Raw genomic sequence first — 20,692 nt, 5'->3', positions numbered from 1 at the left:
AAGAAAAGAAGCAATTACCGTGGGTTGAATAGCAGATGGGATCTGCTGAAATTTATATTTAAAAACTGCATGACAGCAAGGACAGGATTTCCCTTTTTGCCAGGAAAATGAAGGGTGAGTAAGGATGACTTATCAGGGTTCTTTCTGTTCATCTGAATTTGCAAAATCCCAGTTTTGCTGCAGACCGGCGGGGAAAGTCACAGACTTCGTTAGGTGGTAGGTCCAAGTTGAAAACTTGAACCAGATATTTATCGGTTGAAGAAGTAAATCTGCGCCCTCCTTCGCCCCCTCATGGGGAAGTATGGATTTTCAGCGGTAATACATTTTCAGGCTCCCTTCTGTAACCCAGGCCCAAAATGCAATACCGCGGTTCCTTCGCCCTCTGGGAGAAGGTTAGGATGAGGGGGAGTAGGTTCCTAACTGGAGAAGCCTTTGCTTTGAACTGCCGCTGCCCCTCACCCTAGCCCTCTCCCCCAGGGAGAGGGAATTCCACTTATCACGCCTTTTCTCGGAGACCCTCCTCTGCCTTGAGCCCTTTCTTAAGCTTTATACCCTAGTCACCAAAGTACCTCCGCGTCCTAGAAGGAAACCTTGCACCTTGGAAAGCCAAGACCTCACAGGTTTCCAAAACCTGTGAGGTCTACTGCACCATTACCCCACGCATACCCTATTCCAGCCTTTCGCTTGAGCTCCTAGGCCTCGACCGCCCCTGAGCGAGAGCGAGGCGGGCGGAGTAGAGGGCACAGCGCGAGGGCGGAAGGCGGGGCCCCGCGGCCGTGAGCGCTTAGCGGAAGCTATGAAACAGCAAAGTGTGTGGATCAACGCTGGAAGCGGAAATGCCAAGGGAACTGCAGAAGGCATGCACCAAACTGACACACACGCACCAAACCAACACACATGCCAAACCTCACCTTTCTTCAAAAACCTTCTCAAAACCCGGCCCGTTTCGCGGCTACTTTCACCGCCAGAACCGCAAAAGAAATCACACTCAGGGTACTCACCGGCATGAGAATGGCAGAGACAATAGGCGTGAACTCTCCCATCACGGCCATGGTCAGGCCAATGATGTTATAGACGAACGACACCCCAAAGGCCGCCAGGATCAGCCGCAGACTGGTCTGGGAGAACCGGAGGTAGCGGGCCAATTGCGGAAGTTGGCGGGCATCCAAGATACCGTCACAAGAAGGCGAAAAGCCGGTCACGTTGTCGGTGAGGGCCAAGCCCACATCGCTTTGGCGCAGAGCGCCGGCGTCATTGAGGCCATCGCCCACCATGATAGGCGACCGGCCCTGCTCTTTCAGGCTTTTGATGTATTCCAGTTTCTGCAACGGCGATTGGTTGAAGCGCAGTTCCGCCGTAGGCCCGAAGAGGGCGCGCAACCGGGGGGCCTCGCTGTCATTGTCGCCGGAGAGAACAGCCAGTTGCTTGGTTTTGGCCAGTTCCTGCACCAATTCAGATACTCCCTGGCGGTACACGTTCTGGAACATGAAGTACCCCCGCACCTGTCCGTTCAGAGAAAGATAGACCCTGGTCTGCCGGTTATCGCCTTCCTGTTCATAGGAGGCATTCACCCACGGTGCAGAACCTATCTTTATAGGGCAATCGGCTACCACCCCCTGCAGTCCGGCCCCTGGCTTTTCCAGGAAATCCAATACCGGCTGCGGCTTTCCTGCCAGGTGACGGTACAGCCGCTGGCTGAGCGGGTGGGTAGAGTGCTTCAGGACGGAGCGCACCAACTGCGCCTCATCAGAGGTCAAGGCATGGCCCACAAAGGAAATGGCGGCGGCGCTGGGTTCCGTTAACGTGCCGGTTTTGTCAAAGACCACCATATCGGCCTTGGCCATGGCTTCTACCACGGCGCTGTTCTTGAGGTACAGCTTCTGCCGCCCGAAGATGCGCAGAGTAGCCCCCAACGTAAAGGGCGTAGCCAAGGACAAGGCGCACGGACAGGCAATGACCAGCACCGAGGTAAAGGCTTTCACGGCCATGTCAGTGTCACGCGGCACCCAGTACCCGAGCGCCCCGGCGGCAATGAGCAGCGTCACGCTCAGGAAGTATTTGCCCACCGCGTTGGCGTAATTCTCTACCGTCTGCTTTTCTTCTTTTTTGAAGTTCACGTGGTTCCAGAGCTGGGTGAGGTACCCTTGGGAGACTTCTTTCACCACCTCCAGTTCAATGCCTTCGCCCAACTGCCGCCCGCCCGCGTAAATCACCTCGCCGGCCACGCGCGCCACGGGCACGGCTTCTCCGGTCACAAAGCTGTAGTCAATGTTGGCGGTGCCGCGCAGCAGAATAGAGTCGGCAGGAATGAGTTCGTGGTTGCGCACCAGAATCCGGTTCCCTTTCTGCAGCTCTTTCACCGACGTAGGCGTTTCCTGCCCGTTTTTCAGAACCGACACCGAAATGGGGAAATAAGACGTGTACTCCCGGTCAAAAGCCAGGGAGTCATAGGTGCGGCGCTGCATATATTTTCCAATGAGCATGAAGAACACCAGGCCCGTAAACGAATCCAGGAAACCGGGCCCTCGGCCCGTGCTGATGTCATAGAGGCTCACGCAGAACAAAGAAAGTAACCCGATGGCAATGGGCAGGTCCAGGTTGATCATGCGCTGTTGCAGGCCTTGCCAGGCGCTGGTGAAGAACCCGCGCGCACTGTAAAGGAATACCGGCAAGGCCAGCAGCACGTTGAGCCAGCCAAAGAACCGCCCGAACTGGTGCTGCAAGCCCCCAAAGTACTCCGGCAAACTCAGCAACATCACGTTCCCGAAACAGAAGCCCGCCAAACCCAGCTTGTAGTAGATAGACCGGTCTTTCTTAGGCGCGGGTGCCTCCATGTCTGCCAGGGTGATCTGCGGCTCATAGCCGATATGGGCCATCAGCTCTACTACCTGCGCCAGCGTGGTGGTACCATGCTCAAAGGTCACGGCGGCCTCTTTGCGCAGGAAATTCACGTGCACATCGGTGACGCCGGCATTGAGGCGGTTCAGGTTCTCCAGGAGCCAGATGCAGGAACTGCAGTGCATCTGCGGAATATGGAAGGTGATCTTGCTCACGGCCTCGTTCTGAAAATCCAGCAGTTGCTGCTGCACCTTGGCATCTTGGAGGTACGCGAACCTAGCAGAGGCAATAGGGTCTTTGACCGAAATGCCGGGCCGCTGGTCTAAGGTATAATAGGTGCAGAGATCGTTCTCCGCCAGTAGTTCATACACCACCTTGCAGCCTTCGCAGCAGAACTCCTTCTCATCAAAGGCAATGGGCTGGCCGGTGCATGCGTCGCCGCAGTGGTAACAGGTGTGGACGTGGGTCTCTAGAGGTGCGGTCTGGAGCATACCTTTCTCATGTTAGTCTTCGGCAAAAGTACGCCCCGCCCCTGCCGCAGAACATGACATACATCACCGCCTTTCATGACGCTTCTCATGCCGGTTGCCGCCTTGATTGCGGAGTTTTGTTCCGTCAACAGGTTGGTGGAGGCGGCGGCGGCGGTTAGTCCTTTTTTAGTCCTGAGTTCTGAGTCTTGAGTCCTGAGTTTGCAGGAGTTAGGCTTTAAAAACGCAGGCAGAAAGGTAGTTCTCTTTTAAGGCTTCTTTTATAAAAAACTGCCGAAAACAGAACAACCTCTAATCCAACTCAGGACTCAGAACTCAAGACTCAGAACTATTTTAATACCATGCGCTCCCATACTTTCACCTTCGTCACGCTGGCTGCCCTGTTTCTGTGGGCCGGCCTGATCATTGGCATCTCGTTTATTGAAGCTCCCATCAAGTTCACGGCGCCGGGCATTACGCTGGCCCTGGGATTGGGCATTGGCCGCCTGGTGTTCGGGGTTATGAACAAGGTGGAAATTGCCTTCTGTGCCCTGGCCGTTTTAGGTCTGCTTTTCAACCATGCCACCATAAAAGAATGGGGCCTGCTGAGCCTTATTGCCGGGTTACTGGTGCTGCAAACCTTCTGGCTGCTGCCCGCCCTGGACGTTAGGGCAGTGGCCATCATAGACGGTCAATCTCCGCCGGCCAGTGTGCTGCATTTTGTGTACGTGGCCTTTGAATTCCTGAAGTTCAGGCTCCTGCTCTTTACCGCAGGCATGGTACACAAAAGCACCGTGCAGGTAAAGCACGCCGAACGGCTGCGGATCCACCGGCTCCAGGAACTGGTTTCCTGAGCCTTTCCCTGTTCCTCTTTCACTAACCCTTTGACCCATGCAACCTACTTCTTCTCCAGCAGAAACACCTTCGGCAGAATCTTCTACTCCGGTTACCTCTTCTACGCCCCAGCCGGTGCTGCAGCGGACATTGCCTGACCTAGCTAGCCAGGTTTCCTACTCAGCTGAGCGGTTCCAGAGCAAGATGGTGCTGGACCGCGCCGGGCAGAATAGCCTTGTGTTCGCCTTTGCCCAGGGCCAGGAACTAAAGCGCCATACCACGCCCCAGGAGGCGTTGCTGGTGGTGCTGGAAGGAGAAGCATCCTTCCAACTCCCAGACGAAGGAAGCGCCCAGACCCTAAAAGCTGAACAGGTCATTCAGATTCCGGCCCACGTGCCGCACGCCCTGGTGGCGCTCACCAACTTTAAAATGGTGCTGGTCAAGTAAAGGCCACCCTTGCTCAACAGAAGGGTAAAGCTCGTTTCAATCTCTTTTCGGGGGAAACGGGTGCGAAACGGCTTTACTTCTTCTCCCCTTCCTTCCCCTCAGAAAGCCTGCTCTCCCTGGCAGGCTATCTGAGGGGGATTCTTTTTATAGTACTGTCCTTTGGTAGCTAGCCCTACCAACAAACCGCAGCTTTGACAGATAAATACCTAAAAATCAAGCATTCACAAACCCCTCTCTTAGGTAAGCGTTACTTCATTAGCCAGTTCCCACGGCGCTAGAAGTCACCAAAAGCAGCAAGAGATGAAAAAAGCAGGAAAGATCATACTATTGGTGCTGTTGGTACTGATAGTGGTTGGAGGGGTGATCATTGCCACCACGCCAACCAAGAAGCTACTCTCCTTTCTGGCCCCGGAAATCGACAACATCCGGGTCACCGATACGCGCATTGGCGAGGAAACCGCTACCATGCAGGTGCTCATGGACGTGAAACCCTCGCTGGTTTCCACCTTCGTAGACAGCGTAGCGTATCAATTCAAACTCTACAACACCACGGTGGCCCAGGGGCAGAAAAGCTTTGAGCGTGACGCGCAGCAGCAGCAACAGACCATCAAGTTCCCCATGACCATGAACCACAACACCACCCGGGAACTGGTGCGGCGCCAGGTGAAGGAGGGGGAAAAGGTACAGGCCCACTTTGAGGCTTACGCCGATGTCCCGTTCTTTGGGAGGCAGAAGTTTGACATAGACGAAGACCTGGACATTCTTATTCCGGCCTTACCCGGAGCCACCGTCTCTAACCTGAAAATCTCTGATTTTGGGCTGGATGAGATGGAGATGGTCATGACCATGAACCTGGACAACCCCAACGCCTTTGACTTCTACATCAAAGACATGAAGATGACGCTCAATTTCCCGGGGAAGATGAGTTCTGTGGGTGGCACCGTCAAAGATTACCTGGTCAAGGCCCGCAGCGTGACCCCCATCCATATCCCGGCGGTTGCAGACGTAAAGAATCCGGTCAAAACCACCGTTAAAACACTCACCGGCGACCAGGTGTGGCCCTACCACATGACTACCACTATGGTGCTGGAACCCAAGAGCAAGGTTGTAGGCACCATTCACCTAGATGCCGTGAAAACCGGGGAGGTCAACGTGGTGCAGCAGGTAAAGAACATCCTAGAAACCAAAAAGGAGGAGAAGAAAGCGGAGAAGCAGGAGAAAAAAGAGGAACGCCAACGGCGGAAAGAAGAGAAGAAGGTAAGTTGAGGTTTAGGAACTGTAGAAAGGTTCTACTGGCTTAATAAAGGAGATCTAGTGCATGCCTTTTGCCATGGCTGGCATAGTGGCTGGTTCTTACGAGGCCCTTAGGCGGGGCTGTTGCATCGCTGCCCTACGTGCGCTCACGGCCGCGAGGCCCCGTCTTCCCCTCTCGCACTGCCCTTTCGGCCTGAACTGTCTATTTTTCTTAGTACTCGCCTATCTAAGGCCAAAAGCGAGGCGCGCTCGGGAAAGACTGGAACACCCTGTAGAGACAACGGCACCGCCTTGTCTCTCACGCATTGCCATCTATTGCTCCCCCACCTTCCAGATATTCCCCCTTTGAAGGGGGCGAAGGGGGATGTTTACCGCCGCAGATCACAACCATTCCCATCTCCTTTTCCCTGGAGAACTTCCTTCCTGCTTTTCGCCTGCCGTTCCCAAAACACCCTCTAAACCGCTACTCCGCTACTTCCAGTTTATAGCCCCTGCCGTGCACGGTGGTGATCTTGAGGGTAGAATCTGGCTGCAGGTACTTGCGCAGGCGGGAAATGAACACGTCCAGGCTGCGGCCCACAAAATAACCGTCATCTTGCCAGAGACGCTGCAGAATCTCCTCGCGCCGAAGCAACTGGTGCGGGTGCTGCGCAAACAACCGCAGCAGTTCCGCTTCCCGGTGGGTGAGCGTATGGGTACGGCCGCCTACCTGCAACTGTAGATTTCTGAAATCCAGCTGGGAGGCCCCAAAAGCGATGATCTCCGGCAAGGCGTGGTTTGGCTCCGAGGGAACAGCGGCCGCCGTGGGGGCCGAGCGGCGCAGGATGGCTTTCACGCGGTACACCAGTTCCTCCAGCCCGAAAGGCTTGGTAAGGTAATCATCGCAGCCAAGTTCAAACCCCTGCAGGCGGTCGGCTTTCAGGGTTTTGGCCGTCAGGAACATGAAAGGAAGCGTGGCGTTTCTCTGCCGTAATTCCTGGGCCAGGGAGAAACCATCCAGTTTGGGCAACATCACGTCCAGCACGCACAGGTCGAAGGGGGTTTGGGCCAAGGCAATTAAACCTGCCTCGCCATCGGGGCAAAGGGTGACGGCGTACCCCGCACTTTCCAGGCTGTCCTGCAACAGGAAACCCAAATTAGGATCATCTTCTACCACCAGGATATGGGCCATATTGCTACGGGACGAGGGTGAAATCTGCCATTTCCCTTTCCTGCCCGTTCACAATCACAGACACCCGGTGGGGGCCCAAATGAAACGTACGGGTAGAAATGGGCTTGAAACTCTGGCGGCGGATAATACAGGCTTCCTCTTCGGGGGCAAATTCCCGCTCGCTGATCTTGAAGACCTTGCGGGCCAGGGATTGGTTGGCTTTCTGGTAATACAGCCCGTATTCCAGCCGCACCTTCTGCGGAAAACCGCTTGTATTTTTCAAAACGAAGGAAAACCGCAGTTCCTGCCCTACCCGCACCTGCGAAGTCAATACCTGAAAATCACGCAGCGCCAGCGGTACGTCTCTCTCATAGCCAAAGAAGCGCAGCGCTTCGGGGTGCCCTTGCTTGAGCAAGGTGCGGCAGCCGTGTTTCAGGATCCAATGGGTGAGCGGGTTTTGCCCTTTCCACTGGGTCAGCAAGTGCAGCACCACCGCGGGGTGGTCTTTGGAAATGTCATTGAGGTGATTGGCCACGCTTCGGCGCACGAAGTCAGAGGGATCTGCCTTGAGGTTCTCCAGGATGGGCAAAAGCGGCGCGGGGTCCCGCTTCAGGAAGGGCAAGGCCACCGCCCACGGCAACCGGGGCCTGCTGCCTTCGCTGGCCAGACGCCGCACTGCCGGGTGCTCATGCAGCGACCACGCCTGCATCTGCGCCAACACCTGCGTGGGGTATTGGAGCAGGAACGGCCGTATGGCAAACTCGCAGCTAATGAACTGGGTCATCACCTCCATGGCCTGCAGCGAGAGGTCCAGGTCCTGCTGGCCGTAGACTTCAAGGTAATCTGGCAGGAACATGAACTCCACGTGCTGCACCGGAAAGTTGTCTTCCTGTAAACGTTCTATGGTATGCAGCAGAACGGGCACCGCCTGGCCAAACGCCGAGGGCAGGAAAAGGTGCAGCACCTGGGCCGTATGCCGCATACGTTCCTTCAGTTCCTTCTTTTCCCACCCCTCCGCGAAGATGTGGCTCAGGAACTCCTCCGGGGAGAAAGACGGCAGCACCGTTTGCAGCACCTGCGTGAAGCGGTCATAGAACGAAAAGGAATACACGTCTTTGAGGGGCGTAGGCATGCGGGAAGTCAGCTGGGGTTTCAGGGCCAATTTCAGGAAAAGAGGCGGAAAAGGCTAACCCGCTTCCGCAATTATCGCCCCGCGGGCCATTCCCAGACCTCAAAACCTCAGGCTTCCCCTTTCCCTTCCGCCTATTTGTTCAAAGACTGAATCCAGGGCAGGGCGTCCAGAAACATGGGTTCAATACTGGTGCGGTGCATGCCGCCCGGTATGGGAATCAAGGTCACGTTGGTTGCCCCTGCCGCCCTGAACTGGTTGTAGGTGGTCACCGAGGTTTGGTAGAACACGGCTTCGTCATTGGTGCCATGGTAGAGCCGGGTAGGCGCCCGGGGTACCCAGTCCAGCAGGCTGTTGTTGGCCACGGCCTGTTTCAGGACCAGTTCCCCAGAAGGGTTCCTTAAGTTGGCGTAAAAAGTAGGGTTGAACAGGGCCGCCATAGAAGTGGTTAACTCGCGGTTGATTTCTTCCCGGTCTTTGGTACCATCCAGCAGCCCGGGTATTTTGGCGGCATAGGGTGCCTGGAAAAAGTCAGTGTAAGGACGGTTCCAGCCGTAGGTGACGTTGTAGCCATGCAAGATGAGGGGCAGAAAAGAGGGCTCCGCGTAGGTAGGCACGGTGGCAATGGTGTTCAGCATGGTGGTTATGTCATAACCGCCGGCCCCGGCCGCCACGGCCGTGAGGTCCAGGTCATGCGACTGGTTGGCCTCTATTTCCTTTTGCGCCGCCAGCGTGGCATAGCCTCCTTCAGAATACCCTACCAGAAACAGATTGTCATTGGTGGCAATGTTTTCCCGGTCCAGGTAGAACCTGACGGCCTTGAGCATGTCCACTACCGCCAGGGCCGTGTGGGTCTCATCATAATACGGGTGCACAATGTCTTTTGAGACCCCATAGCCAATGTAATCTGGAATGGCGGTGATGTACCCCACCGCCCCAAACAACTCAAACCCTGAGAAGCCTTCGGGAAAAGCCGAGGGCGCGTCATCATCCTCGAAAATAGTGCCGTGCTGGGCACTGATGAGGGCAGGGGGTGCGGGCGTGTTCTTGGGGATACACAGCAACCCTGAGGCCTGGATAGGACTGCCCTTGTAGGTGGTGTTGTACACGATCCGGAAAAACTCCACGTCATAGTTGATGAAAGAGACGAAGTTGGAGAACCCGGCCGCCGTGGCATAAATCTGCAACGCCGCCTTGGGTGCCGTATTCAAAGAGGTGGCAGAGACAAAATAGGGGTTCTTGTCTGGTTGCGGATCATCGTCTGAGAAATCGCAACCGGTAAATACAAATAGCGTCAGCACCGCCCAACGCCAGACGCGTAAGTTCTTTTTCATAGCCTTCCCGTTAAATTGCTGCCATACCTATTTTGGCAATTAACTTAAAGATCAGGCTAATCATTAACTTTTTCAATAATAAACATGATTTTATTTATCAGAATCTCAAATCCTCTTTCCTTCAGAAGCATGACGTTCCCTCACGGCCCGAATGTCTTCTCCAAGCCCCTCTCTTTTCCTGGTGATTTCTAGAAAATGGGGCCAAAACCTGTCTGCCCTTACCTGAGAGGCACGCAGAGAAGCCTCCGGTAGGGGTATCAAAGCAGACGGCCCACGAAAAGACACAGGCCTACCTAGCCTTGGGCGGTGGCTTCCCCGGTCGGGGGCAGGGGCGCGGTTTTGGTTCGGCCTGCTTTAGGCCGGGCGGGTGAGGCTTCAGCCGCTGGCACCGGGTTACCTGCTGGGGCCGGGGCCTGAGGAGGCTCCTGCTGGGTAGAGGAAACAGGCTTCTGGGACGGCGCCTCCGGCTGGTTCTCCTGAGGGGAGCCCGGACTTGGCAATGGCCCATTTGCCAGAGCGGCAAAGGCTTTTTTGGCTTCTTTGTCAATGGCCTTCTTCGCTATTTTGGCCTCTTTCTCAATCCTGGCCTTGGCCTCCTTCAATTCCCCGTCCTTCACCAGGGAATGAAGCAGGGCCTGTACTTTTTCTGAGGTGGCCTCTGGCCCGAAGTGGTTCAACGCTTTCTTCAGCGGCTTGCGCAGTTGCCGTAAGATTTTTTCCTCCTCCGTTTCTTTGGGAGAGGTGTTCTTGTCTTTGCCGTCCTTTTTGCCCATGGTGTTGAGTAGTTAGGGTTCTTATTTCTCATACCCGGCCCACCCATATTTTGTTCTACCCTTCCCTGGTAAACACCTCATCCCTAACTCTATACAGGTAACAATAAGATAACATTAGCGGCCGAAAGCATAACAATTCCTTCACTTAAGAACCTGGAAAAGAAGGTAGCTTACTTCTTTAAAAACAAGGAGATGAAAATAGTCCGGCTGAATACGTTATTGACGGACCTGGCGCCCCTCATGCAGGAGGTGCAGGTGATCACGGACGGGTACCTAACCGACGTAAAGACGATCCATTGCCAACGCCTGGAGCAGGTGGGCACTTCGCCGGGACACCAGCCCCTGCTGTTTTACGTGAACGAGCAAGACCACGTCATCGCCCTGCATTACGCCCGCCGCCTGGATCTGCGCAAATCCATCTGCGCCATTGACTATTTCCCAGAACATGGTCCCCAAGAATTAGGCAAAGTCTCCGCCAAGATTCAGAAAGCCTTACGAAAATAGCCTCCTTCCTTGAAAACGGGACTAAAACGCTCCCTTTGCCACCGGCAGCACCAACCGGAAACAGGTGCCCTGCTGCTCGGTGCTCTCTACCGTCACCTGCCCGTGGTGGGCCTCCATGATGGTCTTCACGTAACTCAGTCCCAGCCCGAAGCCTCTCACGTTATGCACGTTGCCGTTGGGCACGCGGTAAAACTTATCAAACAGGAACTTCTGGCATTCCTGCCGGATGCCGATGCCCCGGTCCCGGATACTGATCTGGATCCCTTGCTCGGTGTCCTGGGTGCTCACGTCAATCTCAGGGGCCTGGGTGGAGTACTTCTCGGCATTGTCCAGCAGGCTGTACAGGGCGTTGGCCACGTGCAGCCCATCGGCGTGCACCAGCGGGTTGGTGGCCTGCAAGTTTAACCGCAGGTGGCCGGCCCGTTCCTGCAAACGCGGTTGAAGGTTCTGGCCCGTCTCCTGCAACAGGGCGTGCAGGTCTACGGTTTCTTTCCTGAGGGCCAGGTCCCGGTTCTCCAGGGTGGCCATCTGCAGGACGCGTTCCACCTGGGCGCGCAGCCGCTCGTTCTCCGCGTAGATCAGGTCATGGTAGCGGGTGAGGCGGTCCGGGGAAAGGGTTTCGGCTCGTTTCCGGAGCACATCGCTGGCCAGCCCTATGTTGGTGATGGGCGTCTGCAGCTCGTGGGTGAGGTTGTTGATGAAATCGGTTTTGAGTTCTGTGAGCCGTTTCTCGCGCAGGATCTGCACCAGGGTATAGGTAAAGAACAGCACCACCACCAGCAGCGCACCGGTAGAGTACCACCAGAACTCCATCTCTCTCAGAATAAAGGCGGTCTTGCCCGGAAACACCACCGCCAGGTTATACAGCGGCACCGCCCCTGCCCTCTCATGCCGGATGATCTGCTCCGGCGCCGGGTTGGCCGCCTGCTGCGGGGCCGCGATGTATTGCCCAAACATGAGCGTGTCATCCAGGCTGTTGTACAACCCGAACTCATAACGCTCCTGTAACTGCCGTTTGGCCAGTTCCTGCCGCAACAGCTGGCTAGCCTGGGCCGGGTCCACGGGCGCATTGAGTTCGGCCAGAAAGAAGTTGGAGGCCACCTGCTGGATCGGTTTGGCTGGGGTGAGCTGGGGCTTTCCGGTTTGGGCCAGCAACTGGTCAGACACGCTGGTGAGCGCAATCTGTACGCTATGATTGAAGGCGCGCTCCTGGGCATTGTAGGCTTTTTGCAGCCACACCAGTTGCACGCTCAGCAGGGCCACCAGCGCTCCGCAGGCCAGTACCAGGATAACTTGGATCTTTTGACGGCTCATGGCTCTAAAGTACGGGTTTTCTCCATGCCCTTCAGCTCATTAACATGTCGTTAACATCTTTTTACAATCCGTTAACCTAGGGGCATGGCAGGGGCCAGTATGTTTGCAGGGCACACCAAAACGCCTTCCCCATGAGTTTGAAAACCTTGCCTCCCACTTCCGGGCCTCTGGCGGCCTCCCCTGCCCAGGCCCCTGTTTTCCTGTTCAAGAAACGGCAGTTCCTTCCGCTTTTGGGGGACATGGCTACCGTAGCCGTGGGGTTTGTCTGCATGGCTTCTGATCCTTCCCCGCAGGGCTACGGGTTACTGGGCCTCACGCTGGGGCCTTTGCTGGTGGTGCTGGGTCTGGTGCTGCCGTTTTTTGGCATTTTCCGGAAAAATAGCCCCCAAACGCCAACCCAACCTCCGCTTTGGCGCACTTTCTCCCGCTGGAACATAGCCTTGGGGTGGCTCACCGGATTCCTGGCCCTGGGGGTGTACGTGCTTACCCTGGAACCTTCCACCAGTTTCTGGGACACCGGTGAATTTATTGCCGCCGCCTACAAGCTGCAGGTGCCGCACCCGCCGGGCGCGCCGCTGTTCCTGCTCATGGGCCGGTTGTTCACGCTGCTGAGCCTGGGCGACACGACCAAGGTAGCCTGGTGGATGAATTTCTTCTCCGCGGTGAGCAGCGCGGGCACCGTCTTGTTTCTGTTCTGGAGCATCACACTGCTGGCCCAGCGGTTGCTGCCCTTGCCCGCTCAAGGTCCGGCTTTAACCCAACGGCTCTTGATTCTGGGCAGCGGCGCGGTGGGCGCCTCGGCCTTCGCGTTTACAGATTCGTTCTGGTTTAGTGCGGTAGAGGCCGAAGTCTATGCGCTGTCTTCATTCTTTACGGCGGCGGTGGTCTGGGCTGCGCTCAGATGGCAGGCCGAGGCTCACACGCCCGAAGCTGACCGCTGGCTCCTGCTGGTGGCGTACCTGGTGGGGCTTTCCATTGGCGTGCATTTGCTTAACCTGGTGGCGCTGCCCGCCCTTGCCCTGCTGGTGTACCTCCGGAAGTGCAAACCCTCCTGGCAAGGGGTTGTGGGAACGTTGCTCCTAGGCGGCTTTTTGGTGCTGGCCATCATGGAAGGCGTGATCACCGGCCTGCCCTCGGTGGCGGGAAGCTGGGAAGTATTCTTCGTCAACACCTTTGGGGTACCGTACGGCAGCGGCGCGGTCCTCTTTTTGCTCGTGCTCACGGCGGGCATAGTCTACGGCTTACGCTGGGCCAAGAGAACGGGCCGGGTGGTATGGCACAACGCGTTGGTGGCCTTCGTGCTGGTGCTGGTAGGGTATTCGGCTTACCTTATGGTGCCCATCCGGTCGGGGTACAACCCGCCCATTGACGAGAACAACCCCGAGAACCTGCTGTCTTTTGTGAGTTACCTCAAGCGGGAACAGTACGGCAGCCGGCCCCTGCTTTATGGACCGCAATTCCACTCGCAGGCGCAGCAGATAGAGAAAGGCGCGGCGGTTTATGCCCCGCAGAACGGTAGATACGCCGTAGTAGACACCAAATACGAAGCCATTTACGCAGCCCAGGACAAGACCCTGCTCCCCCGCCTGTACTCCGACCAACCCGTGCACCTGCGGGCCTACCAGAATTGGGTAGACGTGCAACCGGGCCAGAAGCCCACCTGGGGCCAGAACCTGCGCTTTCTGTGGCACTACCAACTGAACCACATGTATTGGCGGTACTTCGGGTGGAATTTCATTGGGCGCCAGGGCGATGGGCTGCATGCCGGGGTCTTGTGGCCGTGGGAGAAGAAAACAGATGTTCCCGCCCCTCTTGCCCAAAGCAAAGCCCGGAACCAGTTTTTCCTGTTGCCGCTGCTCTTGGGCGTTTTAGGGCTGTTTTTTCAATTCCGGCGGAAATCTGCGGATGCCTGGGTAGTGCTGTTGCTGTTCATTTTCGCGGGCGTGGCCATTGTGCTGTACCTGAACCAGCCTCCCGTAGAACCCCGCGAGCGCGACTACACCTTCGCCGGTTCGTATTACGCCTTCAGCATCTGGCTAGGGTTGGGCGTGCTGGCCTTGGGGGAGTTTCTGCGCCGTTTCTTGAAAAACGAACTTTGGGCGGCGGCGGGAGCCATGGTATTGGCGCTCACGGTGCCCGCCCTGCTCCTGGCCGAAGGCTATGATGACCACGACCGGTCCCGCCGCTTCCACGCCCTTGACTCGGCGAAGAACCTGCTGAGCTCCGTGGCCCCCAACGCCATCCTGTTCACCAACGGCGACAATGACACCTTCCCGCTGTGGTATGCCCAGGAAGTGGAAGGCTTTAGGACCGATGTGCGCGTGCTGGTCATGACCTACCTCAACACCGATTGGTACCTGGAGCAGGCGCGCCGACAGCCCAATGCCTCGGCCCCGTTGCCAGGTTTCCTGCCCCTGGCGCAGTATGCCTTCAGCACGAACAACTACCTTCCGTTCATGCCCAACCCCAGCGTGCAGCAATCCGGCATGGATTTGCGCCAGTACCTGCACCTCCTGGCCCAGCAGCACCCCGCGCTCCAGGTCCAGACCCAGGATGGCCGCACCTTGAACGTCTTACCCACCAAACACCTGAGTCTGCCGGTAGACCGGAACGCGGTGCTGCAAAACGGTACGGTGTCAGAGGAGCGTGCTGACCAGGTAGCACCAGCAATGGCGTGGGAACTGCAGGCCGAGGCGCTGGAGAAAAAACACCTGTTCCTGCTAGATGTGATAGCCGCCAACCAGTGGCAACGGCCTATCTATTTCTCCAGCACCGGATCTGAAACGGCGGAGCTTGGTTTGGAGCCGTACCTGCAACTGGAAGGCATGGCCCTGCGCCTTGTTCCCGCCCGAAACCCTGCCCCGGCGGCTGGCCCCTACGTAGACCGCGGCCGTACCCAGGAAAACTTGCTCCGTGCGTTCAACTACCGGGGCCTGGACCGGGCAGACCGCCTTTTTGAGGAAAACTTCGTGACGCAGGTGGTGCCCGCCTACCGTCGCAACTTTGCCGCCTTGGCCATGGCCCATCTGCAAGCCGGTGACGGAGACCAAGCCAGCCACGTGTTGACCGCCTGCCTTACCTTCCTGCCAGATGCCGGGGTACCGCATACCTATGAAAGCGCAGATTTGGTGTTGCCCCTGGCGCAGGCGGGCCTACTTAAAGAGGCCCAGGCGCTGGTGCAACTGCTGGCTCATCGTTTCTCCACCCATTTCACTTACTACCAGTCACAGCCAGCCTATTTTGAACGGGAACGGCAACTAAACCTGTACGGCTTGCAAAACCTGGCAAGGGCGGCCCAGGAAGCCAACCTACCAGAGGCGAAGGAAGTAGAGACGCTGTTTTTACGGCATTATGAGAGATTGAAGGAGTGAATGATTGAGAGATTGAATGATTGAGAGAATGAGAGATGGAATGATTGAGAGATTGAGTGAGTGATGAAGGAGTGAGTGAGTAATGGAGGAAATGCTGGAATTAAGAGAGGTTTGTGGTAAACCCATTTTAGAGTTTCGGCCGAAGCCGCTCTCTTAGGTCCCGTTGTTGGTGTTATCACTCACCACCGCGCTTCCCATGCTTTTTACAGAAAATAGGCTATAAATAGAGCGGGTATGGTCTGTGCTATAGCAGGTTAGCCTTTTCCCTGGGAGACGTGGTCTTGGTTGTTGGTGAGAACACCAATAATGGCACTGAACGGCATTGAATGCCTTGATAGGTCACGGTAGTAAAAGTTAGCACCAATCGTCAGAAGGGAAACTCCCAATCTTCATATTTCCCAATCTCTAAACCTAACCTTCTCCCCTCACTCAATCACCCATTCACTTCATCTCTCACTCATTCATTCTCTCAATCACTCAATCATTCCATCTCTAATAAGGGATCTGCAAGGCCTGGAGCAGGCGTTCTTCCAGTTCAGGGAGTTCGCAGAACCCGCGCGATATGAGGCGGGGGCCCTGGGCATGGTCTAGGTACACGCTGGGCAGGGTGCTCACGCCCATCTGCTCCACCAGCTGGAACTCTTCCTGGGTTTGGCGGTAGATCTCATCGGTCTCAAAAACGGCCAGGAACAGGTTCTCCGGTATCCCGAAGGGCCGCAGCACCTCTACCAATACGCGGGTATTGGAAAGGTCCAGGCCATCGGCGAAAAAGGCCGAGTGCAGGGCCCGCAGCACCTCCAGACTAAGACCAGGCCTCAGGTGGCGCACGGTGAGCAAGGCCCGGCAAGCGGGCTCAGTGTCATATTGGGCGTCTTTTTGCAAAAAGAAGCTGTAATCAAAGGGCAACAATGATTTCCGCTGCGACCTGTGCCAATTCACCGCCAGTTTATCTCTCTCTGGCGCAGACAAAGGATCATGGGCGTAGGGGTTGAGGCCTCCTACCAGCACCTGCACCGTGAGCCGCCCAAACCAGAGTGCGTTCAACCTTCTGATCACGGGCGTAAACCCGTAACACCAGGCACACATGGGGTCTGTGACGTACAACAACAGCGGATTTCCGGGCAGCAAGGACATAGGCTAGGGGCAATGGTTCTCTTTCTTTTACTCCTCCCCAACCGGAAGGGTTCCTCCCCAGGGGGCTGAAGAAAGCCAACCAGGGTAATTTCAGGTCAGTTCTGCAAAAATAAGGGTGAAACCGAAGGGTTATTCATGGTACATCATTTTCACGGTCATGCCGCCGTCAATGGTGAGGCTTTGGCCCGTGATAAACCCGGCTTTGTCTGAACAAAGGAAAAGAGCGGCTTCGGCAATGTCTTCGGGGGTGCCTACCCGCCCTACCGGGTGCTGTTCCTGGTCTTGCGGACTGTGCTGCGGCGCCACCTTCCGGCTTTCTTTCTGCCAGGGGCCGGTCTCAATCCAGCCGGGGCTGATGGCGTTCACCCTGATCTGCTGAGGAGCCAGACTCACGGCCAGTGCATGGGTAAGGGCTTCCAGCCCGCCTTTGGCGGCGGTGTACCCAAAAGTGTTGGGCTCAGACATGAAGGCCCGGGTAGAGGTGATGTTCAAAATGGTGGGGTGGGTTCCTTTCTCCAGGAGTGGCAGGGCGTACTTCGCGCACAGGAGCGGTCCCCGCAGGTTCACCGTGATCACCTGGTCAAACTCCTCTACGGGCAGAGAAGCCAGCGGCTTACGGGCCGGGTTAGCAATGCCCGCATTGTTGATGAGCACGTCTAGCCGGCCATGCTGCTGCCTCACCTTGTTCATGAGTTGTTGCACCTGTTCTTCCTTGCTCACGTCACAAGGCATGAATTCCACCGCCAGGTTCTGTTTCCGTAGCCAGGCCATGGCTTCGGCCCCCGCCTCCCAATCAAGGTCAGTGATGACGACATAGGCCTTTTCCAGTGCGAACGCCTGGGCCAACCCAAGGCCAATGCCCTGGGCGCCGCCCGTAATCAAGACAATCTTGGAGGTATAGTAATTCTGCATCTGGTCTGGATAGTAGTGCCTGGGTATTCGGGGAATGGCAGGAGAAGGTTGGACAATGTACTTTTTCCTCCCGTAAATTTACTTACCAGGAACCAAACATGGCTACCTTTTCTGCTGGGGCGCCTTAAAAACAGAACGCTGGCCTTCTCAACACAGGGAAAAGCACCCCATAGCGGAAAACCTATCCCTGGCGCAAGGCCCCGAACCTAGGAATAACCCCAGGTGGAAGCGAGACCTTATAGCTGAGGAGGTGGTGTTTTGAGGAAATTCACCTGCATTCTCACGGCCCCACTGCTGTCCGCGACCGGCAAAACGTAGTGCCGCTGGGAGCCCGCCCCACTCTGCCTGGTTATCCCGGCTTTTCCCCAAAAGCGTTGAGTTTAGAGTGGATTTCACTGAAAACACGCCTTAAACACCTATTCTCCCTGAGAACAAACGGTTACAACAGCGTGTAGCGGACTCCCAGGAATACCCGGGTGCCTTGCAAGGGGGCGTAGTTGTAACTGGGGTCAAAGGTGTAGCCGTGGGGATTGGTGACAGGATCATCTGCGGTGCGGTCAAAGGGATCAAAGGAGCGCAGGATGGGATTTTGGGGCACGAAGTTGAGCAGGTTCTTCACCCCGCCATACAGGTCCCAGGTGCGGCCCACCTTCTTGGTAACCTGCACGTTCACCAGGCTGAACCAGGGCGAGTATTCGGGCCGGAAATCATGGGGCACCACGGGAAGGCGCATGGGGCCGCTCCAGGTACCGGTGAGGTCTACCGTATAGTTTCTATGGAAGGTATAGCTGGCCAGGAAGTTGCCCGCCCACTCTGGGGCATGCAGTTGCACCGTCTTCTGCAGCTGGCCTTCGGCATCCGCCTCTTTCTGGTACACCTTCAGGTACGTGACGCCGGCCATGAGTTTGAGCGGGTTGTAAAAAGAAAGCTCCAGGTTGAGGGTAGCGCCCCTGGACACAGCATGGCCCCGAAGGTTGTCATAGATGATCTTCTGCGGATCAGTGTCAAAGTCGCCTATAATCTTGTTGCTGAAGCGGGAATAGAAGCCGGTCAAATCCAGGGTGAGCAGGTAGTGCTGGGCGGGCACCTGGAACACGTAGTTCAGGTTGCTGTTGATGGATTCCTCGGGTTGCAGGGCCTCGGCAATCACTACCTCGCGGGCGCCGGTGAGAGCGGCATGGTCTTCGGTGAAGAGGCTGACCACCCGGTATCCTGTCCCGAAACTGGCCCTCAGGGTATGTTTGGGGTCTGGCGCCCATTTGTAGGCCACCCGCGGCGACTGGATGTGGCCGTGCCGCCGGTCATAGTCATACCGGTAGCCCAGCAGCAGTTTGTGTTTCTCGGTGAGGGTCCACTCATCCTGCACAAAAACGCCGGGCAGCGGGGTGACCATGGGCTGGTTCTGGGGTATGGAAGCATTCCCGGTAGCCGTGGCAGGGGTATTGTCGTCATAGTGGGTGTACCGCAGGGCGGCCCCGGCCAGCAGGCTGTGCCGGAGGCCTAGTTGTTTGTCCCAGTAGAGTTGCCCAAAGGCCACCCGCTGGTTTGCGTGGAAAGGCGTGCTGCCGTAGAACGAGTTCTGGTGGTGCCCGTTGAAAGAAACCTGCGCCATCACTTTCTCCCGGACTGGCAACTGGTACAAACCCAGGACTTCCCAGCGTTTGGTGTAGATGCTCTCGCCGTAGAGTTCCTGCCCGCCGCGGTGTTGTCTGGTCCAGCCCATCTGACCGCCCCAGCGGTCTTCATACACGTACCGCACGGCCATGCTGGCCTGGCGGTTTTCGGCTCGGGCGAAGTCCCATTTGTTGAACAGCGAGATGCGTTGCTGTAAGGTCACATCGGTGAAACCGTCTTCATTTTTGTCTTCGGGGTTCTGGTACCGGAAGTAGTTCACGCCCAGTAAACTGGTGGCCTCCCCCACTTTGAATTTCACCGAGGCATCTGTGTTGTATTCCCGCCAGGAGGTGCCGAACACGTCTACGCTCACCCGCGGCGCTTTGAGCGGGCTTTTGGTGATCACGTTGATGATGCCGCCCATGGCCTCTGACCCGTACAGCGCGCCCGCCGGGCCTTTGACCACCTCTAGCCGCTCTACCAGGCTGTTGGGGATGCCGTTTAGGCCGTACACCGTGGACAGGCTACTCACTATGGGCATGCCGTCAATCAGGATCATGGTGTAGGCGCCCTCCATGCCATTGATGTGGATGTCGCCGGTATTGCAGACGTTGCAGTTGAGTTGCGGCCGCACGCCGTTCACCAGCCCCACCGCCTCAAACAAACTGGGCGTGGGGTTCTTCCGGAAAAAGCCGGGCGTATAGACCTCCACCGGCACCGGGCTTTCCAGGCGGCTCATCTCTTTCATGGTGCCCGTGACCACTACTTCATTCAGCTTTCCGGCCGAAGGTTTCAGGTTCACCTGGTATTGGGTTTTCCCGGCTTTCAGCGGCAGGGTGTCGTTCTGATACCCCAAAAAAGAGACCACCAACCGGGCATTGGCATAATCGGGAGCCAAGGAAAGCTTGAACCTGCCCTTCTCATCGGTCATGGTGCCGATGGTGGTGTTCAGCACACTGATGTTGCAGAACCCCAGCGGCTCCCGGGTCTGCGCGTCTTCCACCGCTCCGGTAACCACAGTCTGCTGGGCAGTGGCGGTGAGGGAAATAAAACAGGTGAATAAGAGAAGTAGTTGATGCCGCATATCTGAAGTTGAAAAGCCTGAGAATTAAATTTAGGTGAATCTAAAATTAAAATACGGCTTGTCAACTTATTTGTTTAGACATTGTTTATCAACCTCAACCCTAGAGGGTAAGAAGGCTTGGAAGGATGGGATGAAGGCGGGAGTTGGAGTAATGAAGAGACGACTGCGGGACTTGAAATGCTACAAGGTCATTTGAGTGGCAGGGCTGTGGTGGGAAAGGTAGAGATTTAACCTTCAGCCATTCTAGTAGGAGTTAGTAAATTAGATGTTTTGAGTTTACTAGGTTATCTGGATAGGTGAGGCGGCAACAAGACAAATTCTAATTAGAGTGTTAGCCTCATTGAGGCTAACAGGACAAGCTTTTTCTCTTCGTATAAATATACTTACCAGAAAATTCTATAAGGTATGGTTTCTTACCAGCATTTGTAAAAGGAACCGGTAAATTAGGAGACAGTTTTTTGCTTTTAGATGTATTTAAAAAATAAGAATAAAACGGGCATAGAAATTTATATAATTTAAATTTATACATTATA

The 20,692-nt window shown here is 56.1% G+C and carries 14 protein-coding genes; 5 read left to right on the top strand and 9 right to left on the bottom strand.

The window, feature by feature from the left end; translation table 11 throughout:
- Positions 1 to 929: 929 nt before the first annotated feature.
- Positions 930 to 3,329, bottom strand: a complete 2,400-nt coding sequence (locus FOE74_RS04655) for a heavy metal translocating P-type ATPase (RefSeq protein WP_149097413.1) — start codon at positions 3,327 to 3,329, stop codon at positions 930 to 932.
- Between the two features lie 338 nt (positions 3,330 to 3,667).
- Here FOE74_RS04655 and FOE74_RS04650 point away from each other — a divergent pair, with 338 nt between their 5' ends.
- From FOE74_RS04650 to FOE74_RS04640, 3 genes are all read left to right on the top strand, one after another.
- A complete protein-coding gene (locus FOE74_RS04650; protein WP_188686248.1) occupies positions 3,668 to 4,159 on the top strand; it encodes a hypothetical protein in 492 nt (163 codons plus the stop codon).
- Between the two features lie 37 nt (positions 4,160 to 4,196).
- Entirely contained in the window at positions 4,197 to 4,586 is a 390-nt protein-coding gene (locus tag FOE74_RS04645) for a cupin domain-containing protein (protein ID WP_149097412.1), read from the top strand.
- Between the two features lie 300 nt (positions 4,587 to 4,886).
- Complete coding sequence (locus FOE74_RS04640; protein ID WP_149097411.1) at positions 4,887 to 5,852, top strand: hypothetical protein; 966 nt, start codon at positions 4,887 to 4,889, stop codon at positions 5,850 to 5,852.
- 451 nt (positions 5,853 to 6,303) lie between these two features.
- On the opposite strand, the gene FOE74_RS04635 is transcribed toward FOE74_RS04640, so the two are convergent.
- The 4 genes from FOE74_RS04635 to FOE74_RS04620 all read right to left on the bottom strand — a co-directional run bounded on the left by FOE74_RS04635 (position 6,304) and on the right by FOE74_RS04620 (position 10,226).
- The gene (locus FOE74_RS04635) at positions 6,304 to 7,011 is read right to left on the bottom strand and encodes a response regulator transcription factor (protein WP_149097410.1); all 708 of its coding nucleotides are present in this window, start codon (positions 7,009 to 7,011) and stop codon (positions 6,304 to 6,306) included.
- Positions 7,012 to 7,015: 4 nt separating this feature from the next.
- Positions 7,016 to 8,122 carry a DNA alkylation repair protein gene (locus FOE74_RS04630; protein WP_149097409.1) on the bottom strand — a complete coding sequence of 369 codons (1,107 nt, stop codon included), beginning with the start codon at positions 8,120 to 8,122 and terminating at the stop codon, positions 7,016 to 7,018.
- 131 nt (positions 8,123 to 8,253) lie between these two features.
- Positions 8,254 to 9,453 carry an alpha/beta hydrolase family protein gene (locus FOE74_RS04625; protein ID WP_149097408.1) on the bottom strand — a complete coding sequence of 400 codons (1,200 nt, stop codon included), beginning with the start codon at positions 9,451 to 9,453 and terminating at the stop codon, positions 8,254 to 8,256.
- A gap of 293 nt (positions 9,454 to 9,746) precedes the next feature.
- Positions 9,747 to 10,226, bottom strand: coding sequence for a hypothetical protein (locus FOE74_RS04620; RefSeq protein ID WP_149097407.1), 480 nt, complete (start codon positions 10,224 to 10,226; stop codon positions 9,747 to 9,749).
- Between the two features lie 192 nt (positions 10,227 to 10,418).
- Here FOE74_RS04620 and FOE74_RS04615 point away from each other — a divergent pair, with 192 nt between their 5' ends.
- On the top strand, positions 10,419 to 10,730 hold the full coding sequence (locus FOE74_RS04615; protein ID WP_149097406.1) for a hypothetical protein: 312 nt from the start codon (positions 10,419 to 10,421) through the stop codon (positions 10,728 to 10,730).
- A gap of 21 nt (positions 10,731 to 10,751) precedes the next feature.
- Here the strand turns inward: FOE74_RS04615 and FOE74_RS04610 are convergent, their stop codons facing one another.
- On the bottom strand, positions 10,752 to 12,044 hold the full coding sequence (locus tag FOE74_RS04610) for a sensor histidine kinase (RefSeq protein ID WP_149097405.1): 1,293 nt from the start codon (positions 12,042 to 12,044) through the stop codon (positions 10,752 to 10,754).
- Between the two features lie 131 nt (positions 12,045 to 12,175).
- On the opposite strand from FOE74_RS04610, the gene FOE74_RS04605 reads away from it, so the two are divergent.
- Positions 12,176 to 15,415 (top strand): glycosyltransferase family 117 protein, encoded by a 3,240-nt coding sequence (locus tag FOE74_RS04605; protein ID WP_225840640.1) that lies wholly within the window; start codon positions 12,176 to 12,178, stop codon positions 15,413 to 15,415.
- A gap of 492 nt (positions 15,416 to 15,907) precedes the next feature.
- On the opposite strand, the gene FOE74_RS04600 is transcribed toward FOE74_RS04605, so the two are convergent.
- The 3 genes from FOE74_RS04600 to FOE74_RS21545 all read right to left on the bottom strand — a co-directional run bounded on the left by FOE74_RS04600 (position 15,908) and on the right by FOE74_RS21545 (position 20,159).
- Positions 15,908 to 16,549: a DsbA family protein gene (locus FOE74_RS04600; protein WP_149097404.1), complete on the bottom strand. Its 642-nt coding sequence runs from the start codon at positions 16,547 to 16,549 to the stop codon at positions 15,908 to 15,910.
- Between the two features lie 129 nt (positions 16,550 to 16,678).
- Positions 16,679 to 17,461, bottom strand: a complete 783-nt coding sequence (locus tag FOE74_RS04595) for an SDR family NAD(P)-dependent oxidoreductase (protein WP_149097403.1) — start codon at positions 17,459 to 17,461, stop codon at positions 16,679 to 16,681.
- Positions 17,462 to 17,900: 439 nt separating this feature from the next.
- Positions 17,901 to 20,159 (bottom strand): TonB-dependent receptor, encoded by a 2,259-nt coding sequence (locus tag FOE74_RS21545; RefSeq protein WP_149097402.1) that lies wholly within the window; start codon positions 20,157 to 20,159, stop codon positions 17,901 to 17,903.
- Positions 20,160 to 20,692: the final 533 nt, after the last annotated feature.

Origin of the sequence: Rufibacter glacialis, from assembly GCF_008271745.1 — a bacterium.
Classification (GTDB): domain Bacteria; phylum Bacteroidota; class Bacteroidia; order Cytophagales; family Hymenobacteraceae; genus Nibribacter; species Nibribacter glacialis.
This window is presented reverse-complemented; position numbering and strand designations above follow the sequence as displayed.

What these genes read in the sequence shown, in the direction of transcription:
- FOE74_RS04615 (WP_149097406.1), top strand. Translation starts at nt 10,419, where the DNA reads ATGAAAATAGTCCGGCTGAATACGTTATTGACGGACCTGGCGCCCCTC.
- FOE74_RS04605 (WP_225840640.1), top strand. Translation starts at nt 12,176, where the DNA reads ATGAGTTTGAAAACCTTGCCTCCCACTTCCGGGCCTCTGGCGGCCTCC.
- FOE74_RS04600 (WP_149097404.1), bottom strand. Translation starts at nt 16,549, where the DNA reads ATGTCCTTGCTGCCCGGAAATCCGCTGTTGTTGTACGTCACAGACCCC.
- FOE74_RS04645 (WP_149097412.1), top strand. Translation starts at nt 4,197, where the DNA reads ATGCAACCTACTTCTTCTCCAGCAGAAACACCTTCGGCAGAATCTTCT.
- FOE74_RS04625 (WP_149097408.1), bottom strand. Translation starts at nt 9,453, where the DNA reads ATGAAAAAGAACTTACGCGTCTGGCGTTGGGCGGTGCTGACGCTATTT.
- FOE74_RS04635 (WP_149097410.1), bottom strand. Translation starts at nt 7,011, where the DNA reads ATGGCCCATATCCTGGTGGTAGAAGATGATCCTAATTTGGGTTTCCTG.
- FOE74_RS04610 (WP_149097405.1), bottom strand. Translation starts at nt 12,044, where the DNA reads ATGAGCCGTCAAAAGATCCAAGTTATCCTGGTACTGGCCTGCGGAGCG.
- FOE74_RS04620 (WP_149097407.1), bottom strand. Translation starts at nt 10,226, where the DNA reads ATGGGCAAAAAGGACGGCAAAGACAAGAACACCTCTCCCAAAGAAACG.
- FOE74_RS04630 (WP_149097409.1), bottom strand. Translation starts at nt 8,122, where the DNA reads ATGCCTACGCCCCTCAAAGACGTGTATTCCTTTTCGTTCTATGACCGC.
- FOE74_RS04595 (WP_149097403.1), bottom strand. Translation starts at nt 17,461, where the DNA reads ATGCAGAATTACTATACCTCCAAGATTGTCTTGATTACGGGCGGCGCC.
- FOE74_RS21545 (WP_149097402.1), bottom strand. Translation starts at nt 20,159, where the DNA reads ATGCGGCATCAACTACTTCTCTTATTCACCTGTTTTATTTCCCTCACC.
- FOE74_RS04650 (WP_188686248.1), top strand. Translation starts at nt 3,668, where the DNA reads ATGCGCTCCCATACTTTCACCTTCGTCACGCTGGCTGCCCTGTTTCTG.
- FOE74_RS04655 (WP_149097413.1), bottom strand. Translation starts at nt 3,329, where the DNA reads ATGCTCCAGACCGCACCTCTAGAGACCCACGTCCACACCTGTTACCAC.
- FOE74_RS04640 (WP_149097411.1), top strand. Translation starts at nt 4,887, where the DNA reads ATGAAAAAAGCAGGAAAGATCATACTATTGGTGCTGTTGGTACTGATA.